The sequence below is a fragment of the Streptomyces sp. V4I8 genome, assembly GCF_041261225.1.
Classification (GTDB): Bacteria; Actinomycetota; Actinomycetes; order Streptomycetales; family Streptomycetaceae; genus Streptomyces.
Window position 1 is genome coordinate 6500666 of sequence record NZ_JBGCCN010000001.1, and the last position, 13404, is coordinate 6514069.

Here is a 13404-nt window from a genome sequence, read left to right on the forward strand (position 1 = left end):
GGAGTCTGCCAGCCGCAAACCGCACGGCGGGTGACAAGCCATCGTCAACTGGGCAGATTCCGAGCAGGTTTGGATCGCCCGCAGGTCAATCGGCCATTGAGGTCGCACGATTGACGTGACGTCACTACTCTTCACTTCCCGTGCACCACGCGACCGTCATCCGCCGGTGCACCAGCGCACCACCCATGACTTCCGGGGGACACATGGGGAACATCGAGGGGCCGCGCCGCATCGTGCGGCCGGGACAGCAGTTACCGCAGCCGGCGCAGCCGGCGTCGTCCCCGGGTGCCGGACGGCGTCTGGTGGGCAACCTCGGCGGCACACAGCAGCAGCGGACGGGGACGGGGGCCGGCGCCCCAGGGGCCGGCCGGGTGCAGGCCGGGCTGTACCGGCCGCGCCCGAAGGACCTGCTCGACGCGATGCGGCGGATCGACGCCGGCCTGGACGACCAGGCCTGCCGTGCGCTCGCCGACTGGGTCAGGGAGCAGTACACGACCTCCTACGGCGAGGTACCGCTCGGCTTCGTCTCCCTCTGCTACCTCGGCCCGCCCTACGTCGACCACATCCTCAACGTCTTCGGTGTCATCACCCGGCACTTCGCCCCGGCCGAGCCGATGCCCGAGCCGTTCTCCAACGCCCGGATGCTCGCCCGCTCCGGCGGCTACGCCTTCGTCGAGGTGTTCAGCGACGGCCTGATCCTCCCGGTGCTGGAGGACGGCACGGTCGTACGTCCGTAACGGCCGCTCCGCCACCCCGCACACCCACAACCAGCAGACGGCAGCATCTGAACGGAGTTCCGTATGTCCGAGGTCGACTACACGCTGCGCCGCCAGGTGCAGGAGGTCAACAACCTCGTCATCAGACTCAGCGAGCAGGTCGGCTCGGTGTCCGGCCAGGTCGCCACCGTCGAGTCCAACCAGCACCAGACGCGCACCGAACTCCAGCAGCTGCGCGACGAGTTCCTGGCCTTCGTGAAGCAGGCCGAGTCCACGGCGAACGTGCAGCGCGCCGAGACCCGGATCGGCGCCATCGAGGACAAGATCGACCACGAGTTCGGTCACCACAAGACGGTCCGGCGCACCGCGGTCGGCATGCTCCAGGCCTTCGACATCGGCCTGGTGTCGGAGGACAACGTCCGGATGGTCAGCGACCAGCTGATGATCCAGACGCCCCGCTACTGGCTGGCACCCGCCCTCGTCGCGCTCGCCTCCTGGTCGGCCGACGACCGGACGCTGTGCGAGCGGGGCGTCGACGAGGCGTTCCGCCGCTCGCCCGACCGCACCTCGCTCTTCTTCGCCCTCGTACTGCGCCGCCAGGGCCGCAAGGAAGGGGCGGTGCGCTGGCTGCGGCACTATCTGCTGGCCCAGGACCCGACCGCGCTCGGCCGGGAGTTCGCGGTGATCCTGGAGGCCATCGCGCAGGGCGCCTTCGGGCCGGTCGGCCGCGACCTGCTCGACCGGACGCTCGCCGAGTGGCGGGCCCAGCTGATGGACAGCGCCGACGCGCAGGCCAGACAGGTCAAGCGGTGGCGCGACGAGATCGACACGCTGCGCGGCCCGTCCGCGCAGGGCGAGTTCCCGCGCCTGGCCGCCGTGTCGCCGCAGTGGGGCATGCTCGACGCCGTGATGTCCGCCGCGCGCGGTCAGCGGACGCTGCTCGACAAGTACCGGGCCATCATGGACCGGGAGTTCGCGCCGTCCGAGCGCATCGAGGACGCCGTCGACGACATCCTGGACCGCCTCGTCTCCGAGTACGACAACGAGGAACTGCCCCTGCGCCGCGACCTCGCCTTCAACCAGGCGGTCGTGAACCACGACGGCGACCTCACCGCCGCCCGCCGGATCGCCGACGCGGACGCCGCGTCGTACGAGGAGACCCTCGACTACCTCACCGTGCAGACCACGGCGGCCCTCAACCCGGAGGCCATCGGCACCTCGCCGGCCACCCAGCGGCTGTCCGTGGCCGCCTGCCACGAGTGGTTCGAGCAGGCGCACGCCGGGCACACCCGCGACTACCGGTCGGCGGTGCCGCAGGACGTGCAGGCCCAGTTCGGCACCGCGCACAGTGTGGGCGCGCAGACCTTCCAGCTGCCGCCGTGGGTGGGTTCGTTCACCCAGCCGCTGGCGGCCCTGGAGGAGTCCCTGGCCAGGCACTGGGACCAGCACATGGGCCCGTTCATCGCCTCGCTCGCCTATCCCATGGCGAAGAAGGTCGCCCCCCTGATCGGTGTGATCCTCGGCATTCTGCTGTTCTTCGCGGGGTCCTTCCCCGGGTTCGCGTTCGGCGCCTCGGCGATCGTCGGCGCCGTCTGGGGCCTGATCATCCACAACGGCGCCCAGGCCGCCAAGCGCAACCAGGACGCCGCCCGCCGGCTCCTGGAACAGGCCAAGACCGAGCCCCTGCACCAACTGCGGGGCGCTTCAGCTGAGTTGACCGACTGGTATCAGCAGTTCAAGGCCGCCGACCAGGTCGAGGCGGAGGTGCGCGAGCTGATCAATTCGCTGCCGACGGCGGGCGAGGGCGCCTCGCCGTTCGAGGGGCGGACGGTACGGAAGGACAAGGAAGAAGAGGGCGCGACGCGATGAGCACGCCGTACGACAACCAGCAGCCGTGGCAACCGGGCCAACAGCCGCCCCAGAGGTCCTTCGCGGGCCCCCCGGCCCAGCAACCGGCCCCGCAGCCCCCCACCGCGCAGCCGGCCCCCGTCCCGCCGCAGCCGCACACCCGGCCCGCGGGCGAGAACCCCTGGGCCGCCTCCGCCGACGGAGCGCGCGCCCAGTCCTCCCCGTGGGCGGCCCACCGCCGCCCGCAGCAGGAGCGGGTGACCAGCAGGCTGCGCCGGGTGGTCGAGGGACTGCCCGACTGGGAGCCGTTGCCGCCCGGTGAGACCGTCGTGCGGCGCCCCGGCAGCACGCCGTGAGCGGACTGTGGGGCGACGGCGGCGGCTACCAGGCCTGGGTCGACTTCCTGCGCCGCTGGGCGGCGTTCGAGCCCGTCGACCCGGCCGCGCTGCCCACGCTCACCCAGGAGCACTACGACGCCGACACCTGGGTACGGCTGACCAACCACCTCACCGGCGCCCTCGACACCCGCCTGGTCGCCTGGGCCGAGGCGCTGGTGCGGGCACTGGGCCAGGCCCGCGACGACTTCTCCTACGGCCGTGAACTGGCCCAGGCGCGCGTCGGACTGCGGTCGGTGCGCGCCCTGGCCGGCCACCCGGGCCTGCCCGAGTCCCTGCGCACCCGGCTCACCGAGCTCATCGACCGGCAGATCCCGCAGCTGCAGGCCCAGTTGGAGCAGAACCTGGACGACGAACTCCGCCGCGGCGCGGACGTCCGCCTCGTGGAGCGCCGCCGCCGCGCCCTGCGGGACAACGCGCTGACGGTCGTACTGGATCAGTCGCCGCCGCAGGCGTCGGCTCCGCCGCCCGCCACCGGGGCGCGGGACTCCGCCCCGGCCGCACCCCCCGATCCGTGGGCGTACGACCCGGCAGCGCCGCCGAGACGCCGCATCGCGCCGGGCTGAGCCCGGCGGCCGGTCGGCGCGGCCGGTCGCGCGGCTCCCTTCCCTGCCGCGCCCGCCCAGCGGGCCCCGATCCGCCGTACGGCCATCGCCCGCATCGCAGGCCCGGCCCACCCTCGACCTCACGCCGACCCACCAGCCCGAAGGCCCACACTCCTCATGTCGAACTACGCCGAGAGCCTCAGCCACCTCGACAGCTACATCTCCGCCCGCGTCCCGGTCATCGCCATGCGGACCATAGAGCAGCAGCGCGCGCTGCGGCTGCTGCGCGAGTCGGCCACCCAGTCGCGGCGCAGCAGCATGCCGTTCTGGATCTACACGCGCGCCACCGGCCTGCGCGACCTGCGCACCAACGCGGCCGTGCAGGACGACCGTTCGCTCACCGGTGCCATGGAGTTCGCCGCCGCGCAGTTCGGCAGCCGGGCCAACGCCACCGTCGTCTTCGTCGACCCCGACCAGCTCGACTCGGACAACCCCGTCACCCGGCACTTCGCCGAACTCGCGCGCCTCGCCGACAGCAACATGGGCAGCATGGTGCTGATCACCGACACCCCGATCTGGAGCGGCCTGCAGCGCCTCGGCATGAGCCTGAAGCTCGACCTGCCCGACTCCGACGAGATGTACGGCATCCTCAGCGGCTTCCTCGGCGACCATCACGGGCACATCCCGATCGAGTGGACGGAGGAGGACGCCCGCAGCGCCGCCGAGTTCCTGAGCGGCGTCACCGAGGCGGAGTGCGTCAACCTCATGGCGACCGTCGCCGCCAAGGGCTCCATCCGCAAGGAGGACGTCCGTGGCCTCGCCCAGGCCAAGGACCGCATCTTCAGCGACCTCACCGGCCTGGAGCGGGTCCAGCTCCGGCAGGACGACTACACGATCGGCGGCCTGGCCGGGCTGCGCACCTGGCTGCGGCGCAAGGAGCAGATGATCTCCAAGGACCTGCGCAACACCGCCCTGCGGCCCCCGCGCGGCGTCCTGCTCGTCGGCGTGCCGGGCTGCGGCAAGTCCCTCTCCGCCAAGGCCATCGCCCAGGAGTGGGCGCTGCCGCTGTACCGGCTGGACATGGCCAGCATCCACGGCAAGTACCTCGGCGAGTCAGAGGGCCGCTTCCGTGAGGCGCTCGCCATGGCCGACCGCGTCGCCCCCTGCATCCTGTGGATCGACGAGATCGAGAAGGGCCTCGCCGGCCGCGACGACATGTCCGGCGTGCCGCAGCGCATCATCGGGCAGTTCCTGTACTGGCTCCAGGAGTCCCAGTCCCGCGCCTTCGTCGTCGCCACCGCCAACGACATCCGCAGCCTCCCGCCGGAACTCCTGCGCAAGGGCCGCTTCGACGAGCTGTTCTTCGTCGATCTGCCCGACGCCCAGGACCGCAAGGAGATCATCGGCATCTACTACCGCCGCTACCTCCAGGGCGAGCCCGACACCGACCAGCTGGACCGCCTCGTCGACCTCTCCGAGGGCTTCGCCGGCTCCGACATCGAGGCCGCCCTGCGCGACGTCGGCGAGCAGGCGCTGATCAGCGGGGGCGTCGCCGAGCTGAAGGACTCGTACATCATGGACACCTTCGCCCAGGTACGTCCCCTCAGTGTGGTCCACCCCGAGCAGATCGAGGAGATCCGCGCCTGGGGCCGGGAACGCGCGGTCCCGGCGGGACGCGGCGCCGTCACTCCGGCGCCGGGGGACGGGGGCCGTACGCGGCGGATCGTCTTCATGGACGAATAGGTCGCGTCCGGATGAACGCGACTGTGACGGCGGGGGCGGGGTAACAGGGCTGGGACGAATCACCGGGCTGGCTGTGCCAGGCACAGGATCTTCGTCCATACTTCCCGCGTGGAGCAGCGCATAGATTCGAGCAGCAAGCCCCTGGACGGCGCCGGGATCGACCCGGCCTTCATCCCCGGACTCACCTCGCCCGCATCCGCTGAGCCGGAGGATGCCGTGCGGGATGAGGCCGACGCCGACGCCGTGGGCGAGGAGTCCGCCGAGGAGACGGCCGTCGAGGACGCCCTACCGCAGGAGGCGGACGACGAGTCGGAGGAGGCGGACCCCGACGGCCCTGTCTTCGAGGCCGCGGACCGCCGGGCCAGAATCGTCGCCGACCACAAGGGCGTCCGACTCTCCCTGGACGACCAGGAGTGCGAGTTCCGCTGGGACGAGATCGGCGCCGTCGAGACGGAGGCCCCGCGGTTCGGGAAGCGTTTCACCGTCACGGTGCACACTCCTGACCGCCGCTGGTACCCGATCGAGATCGAGGCGACGGCCAGGAGCCGCTTCAAGGAGTGGGACGAGCAGCTGGACGCGGTCCTCGACGCGTACTTCGAAGACGGGGATGCCGAGGCATCGGACGCCGACGAAGTGGACGTCGAGGAAGCCGACGCCAGGTAACTAGCTGCAGTACTGGGCTTCCTTCCCGATCGACCGGTACATGCAGTCCGCGTTCTCCAGCAGTTGCAGCACCGCGTCCCGGTTCCGGGACGTCTCCCGCTCGATCACCTCGTCGGGCGGGTAGAAGCCCCCGCCACCGGACCTCGGGTACATCTCGAAGGTGTACCCGAAGATCTTCTGGCTGCCCCACAGCCAGTCGTCGATCGACCCGTCGGTGATGTACAGGTCGCTGGACTGCTCCGCCGTGTAGCCGTTGCTGGCGGCCATCTTCTGCCCGACCGTGGCGAACGCGTTGCGGTCGTCGGCGGTCGTCCCGGTCGTCGTGTCGGAGTACGTGTACCCGAAGGGCCACAACACCAGCTCGCTGTACGTGTGGAAGTCGACGCCGGCCTTGATCTGCTGCACGCCGCCCACGACCCGGCTGCGCACGAAGTTCGCGACCACCTTCACCTCGGGCGCGGACTCCGCGGACGCGCCCCGGTAGGTGTCCGAGGACGCCGACCCCGACGAACCGCCGCAGCAGCCCCACCGGTAGTTCCAGTTCCGGTTGAGGTCGGTCCCGACGTACGACGAACCGGAGTTGGGCTGCCGGTTCTTGCGCCACGACCGGTAGGAACCGGTGGCGATGTCGTACTCGCCGCCGTCCGGGTTGAGGTCGGGGACGATCCAGATCTCGCGGTTGTTCACCATGCTGGTGACCCGGGAGTCGCTGCCGTAGTCGGAGGTCAGCTCGCGCAGCAGATAGAGCGCCATCTCGACGGTCAGATGCTCACGGGCGTGCTGGTGGTGCGTGAAGAGGACCTCCGGTTCGGCCTCGTCCGTCCCCACGTTGTCGCTGATCTTGATGGCGACGATGTTCCGGCCCTGGTACGACGTACCGATGACACGCTGGCTCGCGATGGAGGAGTTGGCCGAGACGAGCGAGTTGATCTCGCTCGTCATCTCCGCGTAGTTGTGGTAACGCGAGTCGCCGGACGGGAAGTCGTAGAGCCGGACGTCGTCCTCGCCGGCGGACCGGTCGGGGACCGCGCCGAGCGGGGTGACCTCGTAGCCGAGCGCCCGCAGCTTCTTGATCTGGTCCGCGCGGCCGGAGACGACGACGCCGTGGCCGTGGGACTCGTCGACGGTCACGCCCGTCCGCTGAAGTGCCGTGCGGTCCTTGGCGGTCGAGTGCATGTGGACCTCGTACTGCCGGACGTCGTCGGCCGAAGGGGCCGCCTTGGCGGTGCTGTCGGCGTTCGCGGACACGTTCGCGGAGAGGGGCGCCGCGAGGGCGAGTGCGAGTACTGCGGCGAGCGCGGCGGTACGTCTGCCGCCGCGGGCGCCGGAGCCGCGTATGCGAAGTCGCATGAAGTCTCCTTGTGGGAGTGGGGGGTGGGGTTCAGTGCGACGTACTTGCGTGGTGCGGGTGTGGCGCTCATCGTGGGCCGCTGGCATGAGCAGGTCAAGAGTGGATCGTTGGTCGCGGCGTGAACCATTCGAAAATCAGCCGCGCAGTGTACGCGCGCCGCCCCCGCGGGGAGCGTTCCCGCACGAAGTCCACCCGGGGGTGTGATCCGGGCGTGCGCGCCTGCGCGGGACCGGGGAAGGGTGAGGAACCGCGCAAGGGGGGAGCGGTGGGAGCGGCGGCATGGCGGGGACCGGCGCACCCTCCGGCTCCCCATTCCGGGCCCCGACTCGCGACTCCCGGCTCCCTTCGACGACACCCCCCAGAGGAACGGCTGATCATGGGCGGATCAGCGCCACGGGATCACCATCTGCCGGTGGAGACGACCACCTTCGTCGACCGGCGCGGCGAACTCGCCGCCGGACGCGAGCTCTTGGCCAGGACCCGGCTGGTCACGCTGACCGGGCCGGGCGGCGTCGGCAAGACCCGCCTGGCCGCACGCATCGCGGCCGCCGTACGGCGCACCTTCCCGGACGGCGTGCGCTTCGTGCACCTCTCCGGCCTGGACGACCCGGCGCTCGTCCCGCTCGCCGCCGCCGACGCGCTCGACCTGCACGACCACTCCGCTCAGCCGCCGCTGCAGGCGCTGGTGGAACGGTTACGGGACCGCAGGCTGCTCCTCCTCGTCGACAACTGCGAACACCTGCTGCCGGCCTGCGCCGAACTCGCCGCGGCGCTCCTGCACGGCACGACCGGCGTACGGATCCTCGCCACCAGCCGCCACCGCCTGGGCCTCACCGAGGAACACCTCCTCGACGTACGGCCCCTGCCGGTCCCCGACCCGGACGGCGACCTCACCAGCCCGGAGGGCTACCCGGCGCTGGCCCTCTTCGCCGACCGGGCCGCCGCGGTGGTCCCCGGCTTCCACCTGACCGCCGCCAACCGCGGGGCCGTCGCCCGCCTCTGCCGCCGCCTCGACGGCCTCCCGCTCGCCATCGAACTCGCCGCCGTCCGCATGCGCGTCCTCGACGTCGGCCAGCTCCTGGACCGCCTCGACGACCGCTACCGCCTCCTCACCGGCGGCAGTCCGGCGGCCCTGCCCCGCCACCAGACCCTGCGGGCGGCGGTCGACTGGAGCCACGAACTGTGCGACGAACGGGAGCAGTTGGTGTGGGCCCGGTTGTCGGTGCTGGCGGGGAGTTTCGACCTGGAGACGGCGGAGGTGGTGTGCGCGCAGGAGGGGGCCGCGCCGGAGGAGGAGACCCCCGTCGGGCGCACGGCACCGCTGCGGGGCTACGACGTCCTGGACGCCGTCACCGGCCTCGTCGACAAGTCCGTACTGTCCCGCGAGTCCGGCCCCGACGGCATCCGCTACCGCCTCCTCGACACCCTCCGCCACTACGGCCTGGACCGGCTGCGCCGACTGCCCGGTGAGGAGCCCGCCGCCCGCCGTCGCCAGCGGGACTGGATGCTGCGGCGGGCCGCGGCCTGCGAGCGGGCCTGGTTCGGTCCGGGGCAGCGGGAGATCGTCGCCCGTCTCCGTGCCGACCAGGACAACCTCCGTGCCGCCCTCGACTTCAGCCTCACCACCCCGGGCGAACGCCTCACGGGCCTGCGCCTCGCCGGCACCCTGTGGTTCTACTGGCACGCCTGCGGCGCCCCCCGCGAGGGCCGCCACTGGCTCGACCGCGCGCTCGCCGCCAACCCGGAACCGACCCGGGAACGGGCCCGCGGCCTGTGGATCGCGGGGCTCCTCGCCGCCGCCACCCATGACCTCACCGCGGGCCTCGCCCTCGCCGGGGACGCCCGCGCCCTGGCCCAGGACCTCGACGACGCGGCCGAGGCGGCGCACGCCGAGTACGTCATCGGCGTCATCACCCTGTTCATGGACGACCTGCCGACCGCGCTGCAGCACTTCGAGACGAGCGTCGCCCGCGGCCCCGTCCCCGGCCAGCACCTCAGCCTGTACGGCCTCGACCAGGTCGAACTCGCCTGCTCCCTGTCCTTCCTGGGCGAGGCCGACCGAGCCGTCGAGGTCTGCGAGCGGGCCCGCCGGATGTGCGAACGGCACGGGGAGGAGTGGGTGCACTCGTACGTCCTGCGGATGCTCGCCCTCGCCCACACCGTGCAGCGCGACTGGCAGCAGGCCGACCTCCACGCCCGCCACGCCCTGCGCCTCAAACTCGCCGTCCACGACGTCATCGGCATGGCCCTCACCCTCGACCTCCTGGCCCGCATCGCAACGGAGACCGGCGCCCACGAGCGCGCGGCGGTCCTGCTCGGCGCCGCCGACCACACCTGGGCCGGCGTCGACCGCGACCGCTGGGGGTCGGCGGCCCTCAAGGCCACCCGGCGCGACAGCGAGACCCGGTCACGCGAGGTGCTGGGCCCACCCGGCTTCCGCCGGGCGTACGAACGGGGCCGCGGCCTCGGCGCCGGCCTCGCGGAAACCGTCGACTACGCCGTCCACGACACCGGCCCCCGCGAGACCAACGGCGGCCGGTCCGGATCCCCCCACCCCCCGACCGGCATCCACCTCACCCGCCGCGAGACCGAGGTCGCCGAACTTGTCGCCCAGGGCCTCGCCAACCAGCAGATCGCCGACCGCCTGATCATCGCCCGCCGCACCGCCGAGGGCCACGTCGAACGCATCCTCGGCAAGCTCGGCTTCAGCAACCGCAGCCAGATCGCGGCCTGGATGACAGCCCAACGCTGAGCCCACTCGCCCCGACGAGCCCTCCGACACCGCCTGCCCCTGACCCACCGACCCCCCGAATCCACCGCCCGGCCCCGGCCCCGATCACGACAGCCCCCGACTGCGACCGCCGAACGACCGAGTACGACGGCCTTCGGCCTGACTGCGATCGCCGCGCGAACCCGCCACGACGGTCGCCGACCCCACGAACCGACAACCCGCCCCCCTGGTGGCGCCTCTCGGCCCCGACCGCGACCCGCCAACCCACCCGACCACGACGGCCTTTGAACCCGGCCCCGACCGCCCTCCGCCCCACCGGCCTACGACCCGCCCCAGCACCGGCCGCCCGACCACCCACCGACCACTCGCCCCCCCGGCAAGGCCCGCGCCTCACCCCGACGCCCCACCCCACCACCCCATCCCGAGGAGACCACCCCCATGACCACCCACCACGCCCCACCCCCCACCCCCTTCGACCACCGCATCGCCGTCTTCGCCAGTGACGAGGAGTTCCTCGCCGCCGCCCTGCCCTTCGTCACCGAAGCCCTCGCCAGCCCCGGTGAACCCCCGCCCGTCGCCATCGCCGCGCCCGGGAACCTGGACCTTCTGCGGGACGCCCTCGGCAGTGATGCCAAGGAAATCGGTCTCGTGCCGCATGCCGAGTGGTACACGGGGTCCGCCGCCAACGCCGTCGCCCAGGGGGCCGGGTACGTCGCGGCGAACGCCGGGCCCGGGGGCCGTATCCATCTGCTGATGGAACCCGTCTGGGGCGGCCGGGCGGGGCGTTCGCCGCGGGAGGCCGCCGAGTGGATCCGGTACGAGGCCCTCGCCAACCTCCTGTTCGCGCCGCTCGCGACGACGGCCCTGTGCGCCTACGACACGCGCGTCGCGGGCCCGGCCGTCGTGGCCGCCGCCCGCCGGGCCCACCCCGACACCGAGGTGTACGAGGACCCGTTCCGGCTCGCCGCCGAGCTCGACGCCGTACCGCTGCCACCGTCCCCCGCCGACGCCGAGCGGCTGCCCGGCCCGGCGGCGCCGGGCGCCGAGACCGTACGCACCTGGGCGACCGTCCAGGGACTGCCCGCCGCGGACGCGGAGCTGTTCGCGACGGCCGTCACCGAGGCGTCCAGCGCCGTCGGACCGCTCGAAGGTGCCCTGCTGTGGGGAGAGGCCCCGGCCTGCGTCTGCGAACTGCGTGCCGCGCGCCGCGTCGACGACCCGCTGGCCGGCTTCGTACCGCCGCCGAGCGCGGAACTGGAACCGGGGCAGGGGCTGTGGTTCGCCCGGCAGGTGTGCGCCTACGTCGACGTCCGTGATGACCGGGAGGGGACGAGCGTACGGCTGCAGTACGGGTAGCGAAGCCCCGGGCGCAGGTATGGAATCGGGTATTCCTCCCCGTGTGCCCGTACCCCCGCGCCCGCCACCCTGGACTCATGCTGCACCTCTACGGGGCGCGCTTCCCGGATCCCGGTTTTCAGTACGGTTCGTATCCCCAACCGCCCTTGGGGGCCGGCCATCTGAGCGTCGAGTACGACCCCCGTCCCTCCGCGGTCCGCGAGGCCCGGGCGGAGGTCCGCCGGCAGCTGGAGGAGTGGGGGCTCGCGGACCTGGACGGGCTGGTGGACGTGGCCGAGTTGCTGGTGAGCGAGCTGGCCACCAACGCCCTCGTGCACTCGGCGAGCCGCTTCCGGCTCACCCTGTCCGCCGCGCACGGGGTCCTGCGCTGCGAGGTCCGGGACCACGGCAACCGCGTGCCGAGAGTGCTGGACGCGGGGGCCTCGGAGAGCGGCCGAGGGATGTTCCTGGTGGATGCGCTCTCCCGGCGCTGGGGCTGCCACCAGGACGGGCCGGGCAAGACCGTGTGGTTCGAGCTCGGCACGTGCGGGTCGGACGACTGTGGTCGGCGACAGTCGTAGCACCCGCGAGTTCCGGAGGTCACCAGTGGACTCACCGGAACGACAGCCCGGGTCCCGGCGCACGCCCAGTCGCCGGGACCCGCACCTCCGCGTCCCAAACCCCGGTGAGCACATTGGGTGGAGATCGTGCACGCCCTCTTGTCGCCCCGGCGCCTTTGGGCTTTCTTGACCCTCATGGCGGACACCACGGGAAACACAGCGGCATCACAGGCCGGGGAGTCGGACTCCCGCCCCCGCAAGTCCAGTTGGCGGTACATCGGCCCCGGCATCGTCGTCGCCGCGACCGGCGTCGGGGCCGGCGACCTGGTCGCCACCCTCATCGCGGGCAGCAACTTCGGCTACACCCTGCTCTGGGCCGCGATCATCGGCTGCCTGGTCAAGATCTCCCTCGCCGAGGCGGCGGGCCGCTGGCACCTGTCCACCGGCCGCACCCTCTTCGACGGCTGGGCGAGTCTGGGCCGCTGGACCACGTACTTCTTCGCGGTCTACGTCGTGATCTGGGGCTTCGTCTACGGCGCGGCCGCGATGTCGTCGAGCGCGCTCCCGCTCCAGGCGCTGTTCCCGAACGTGATGGACCTCGAATGGTGGGCCATCGCCTGCGGGCTGGTCGGCCTGGTCTTCGTCTGGTTCAACAAGTACGCCGTCTTCGAGAAGGTCATGACGGTCCTGGTCGGCGTCATGTTCGTGGTGACGGTGTACCTGGCGATCCGCGTCACGCCCAACCTCGGGGACGCCTTCGCGGGCCTGCTGCCCGTCCTGCCGGACGAGAAGGACTCGATCCTCAACACCCTCGGCCTCATCGGCGGCGTCGGCGGCACCATCACGCTCGCCGCGTACGGCTACTGGGTCAACGCCAAGGGCTGGACCAACACCGGCTGGATGAAGGTCATGCGGCTCGACAACCGCGTCGCCTACGCCACCACCGGCGTCTTCGTCGTCGCGATGCTCTTCGTCGGCGCCGAGCTGCTGCACTCCGCGAACGTCGCAATCGCGAGCGGCGACAAGGGCCTGATCCAGCTCGGCGACATCCTGGCGGACGAGTACGGCTCGGCGACGGCCAAGTTCTTCCTGATCGGCTTCTTCGCCACCTCCTTCACCTCCCTCATCGGCGTCTGGCACGGCGTGAGCCTGATGTTCGCCGACTTCGTGACCCGCTACCGCACCCGCGGGGAGCTGAAGGGCGAGGAGGTCGCCTCGGGCGAGCGGGAGCGCTCCTGGCCCTTCCGCGCCTACCTGCTCTGGCTGACCTTCCCGCCCATCGTCCTGCTCTTCCAGGGCGAGCCCTTCCGCCTGATCATCATCTACGGCGTCCTGGGCGCGGCCTTCCTCCCGTTCCTCGCCGGCACCCTGATCTGGCTCCTCAACTCCGCCCGCACACCCAGGGAGTGGCGCAACGGCCCGTTGAGCAACGTGATGCTGGCGGTCGCGGGCCTGCTGTTCCTGGTGCTGTGCGTGAAGCAGGTCTGGGACCAGCCGTGGTCGGAGTTCTTCTGACG

11 protein-coding genes are annotated in these 13404 nt (G+C 71.9%); 10 read left to right on the forward strand and 1 reads right to left on the reverse strand.

The window, feature by feature from the left end:
- Positions 1-203 precede the first annotated feature (203 nt).
- The 6 genes from ABIE67_RS29630 (at position 204) to ABIE67_RS29655 (ending at position 5910) form a co-directional block, all read left to right on the forward strand.
- Positions 204-737: a hypothetical protein gene (locus tag ABIE67_RS29630; RefSeq protein WP_370264124.1), complete on the forward strand. Its 534-nt coding sequence runs from the start codon at positions 204-206 to the stop codon at positions 735-737.
- 63 nt (positions 738-800) lie between these two features.
- The gene (locus ABIE67_RS29635) at positions 801-2585 is read left to right on the forward strand and encodes a hypothetical protein (RefSeq protein WP_370264130.1); all 1785 of its coding nucleotides are present in this window, start codon (positions 801-803) and stop codon (positions 2583-2585) included.
- Positions 2582-2920, forward strand: coding sequence for a hypothetical protein (locus ABIE67_RS29640; protein ID WP_370264134.1), 339 nt, complete (start codon positions 2582-2584; stop codon positions 2918-2920). Before ABIE67_RS29635 ends, ABIE67_RS29640 begins: the two co-directional genes overlap by 4 nt.
- Complete coding sequence (locus ABIE67_RS29645; protein ID WP_370264139.1) at positions 2917-3525, forward strand: hypothetical protein; 609 nt, start codon at positions 2917-2919, stop codon at positions 3523-3525. The genes ABIE67_RS29640 and ABIE67_RS29645 overlap by 4 nt, the downstream gene beginning before the upstream one ends.
- 156 nt (positions 3526-3681) lie before the next feature.
- Positions 3682-5247, forward strand: a complete 1566-nt coding sequence (locus tag ABIE67_RS29650; RefSeq protein WP_370264143.1) for an AAA family ATPase — start codon at positions 3682-3684, stop codon at positions 5245-5247.
- A 108-nt stretch (positions 5248-5355) separates the two neighbouring features.
- On the forward strand, positions 5356-5910 hold the full coding sequence (locus ABIE67_RS29655) for a hypothetical protein (protein WP_370264148.1): 555 nt from the start codon (positions 5356-5358) through the stop codon (positions 5908-5910).
- Here ABIE67_RS29655 and ABIE67_RS29660 read toward each other — a convergent pair whose 3' ends face one another.
- The gene (locus ABIE67_RS29660; protein ID WP_370264153.1) at positions 5911-7260 is read right to left on the reverse strand and encodes a M14 family metallopeptidase; all 1350 of its coding nucleotides are present in this window, start codon (positions 7258-7260) and stop codon (positions 5911-5913) included. It lies immediately after the preceding gene.
- Between the two features lie 377 nt (positions 7261-7637).
- Here ABIE67_RS29660 and ABIE67_RS29665 point away from each other — a divergent pair, with 377 nt between their 5' ends.
- The 4 genes from ABIE67_RS29665 to ABIE67_RS29680 all read left to right on the forward strand — a co-directional run bounded on the left by ABIE67_RS29665 (position 7638) and on the right by ABIE67_RS29680 (position 13402).
- The gene (locus tag ABIE67_RS29665) at positions 7638-10013 is read left to right on the forward strand and encodes a LuxR C-terminal-related transcriptional regulator (RefSeq protein ID WP_370264158.1); all 2376 of its coding nucleotides are present in this window, start codon (positions 7638-7640) and stop codon (positions 10011-10013) included.
- A 417-nt stretch (positions 10014-10430) separates the two neighbouring features.
- A complete protein-coding gene (locus ABIE67_RS29670; protein WP_370264164.1) occupies positions 10431-11348 on the forward strand; it encodes an anti-sigma factor RsbA family regulatory protein in 918 nt (305 codons plus the stop codon).
- A 77-nt stretch (positions 11349-11425) separates the two neighbouring features.
- Positions 11426-11908: an ATP-binding protein gene (locus tag ABIE67_RS29675; protein ID WP_370264169.1), complete on the forward strand. Its 483-nt coding sequence runs from the start codon at positions 11426-11428 to the stop codon at positions 11906-11908.
- Positions 11909-12082: 174 nt separating this feature from the next.
- Entirely contained in the window at positions 12083-13402 is a 1320-nt protein-coding gene (locus ABIE67_RS29680; protein WP_370264175.1) for an Nramp family divalent metal transporter, read from the forward strand.
- Positions 13403-13404 lie beyond the last annotated feature (2 nt).

What these genes read in the sequence shown, in the direction of transcription:
- ABIE67_RS29675 (WP_370264169.1), top strand. Translation starts at nt 11,426, where the DNA reads ATGCTGCACCTCTACGGGGCGCGCTTCCCGGATCCCGGTTTTCAGTAC.
- ABIE67_RS29665 (WP_370264158.1), top strand. Translation starts at nt 7,638, where the DNA reads ATGGGCGGATCAGCGCCACGGGATCACCATCTGCCGGTGGAGACGACC.
- ABIE67_RS29630 (WP_370264124.1), top strand. Translation starts at nt 204, where the DNA reads ATGGGGAACATCGAGGGGCCGCGCCGCATCGTGCGGCCGGGACAGCAG.
- ABIE67_RS29635 (WP_370264130.1), top strand. Translation starts at nt 801, where the DNA reads ATGTCCGAGGTCGACTACACGCTGCGCCGCCAGGTGCAGGAGGTCAAC.
- ABIE67_RS29650 (WP_370264143.1), top strand. Translation starts at nt 3,682, where the DNA reads ATGTCGAACTACGCCGAGAGCCTCAGCCACCTCGACAGCTACATCTCC.
- ABIE67_RS29640 (WP_370264134.1), top strand. Translation starts at nt 2,582, where the DNA reads ATGAGCACGCCGTACGACAACCAGCAGCCGTGGCAACCGGGCCAACAG.
- ABIE67_RS29670 (WP_370264164.1), top strand. Translation starts at nt 10,431, where the DNA reads ATGACCACCCACCACGCCCCACCCCCCACCCCCTTCGACCACCGCATC.
- ABIE67_RS29680 (WP_370264175.1), top strand. Translation starts at nt 12,083, where the DNA reads ATGGCGGACACCACGGGAAACACAGCGGCATCACAGGCCGGGGAGTCG.
- ABIE67_RS29660 (WP_370264153.1), bottom strand. Translation starts at nt 7,260, where the DNA reads ATGCGACTTCGCATACGCGGCTCCGGCGCCCGCGGCGGCAGACGTACC.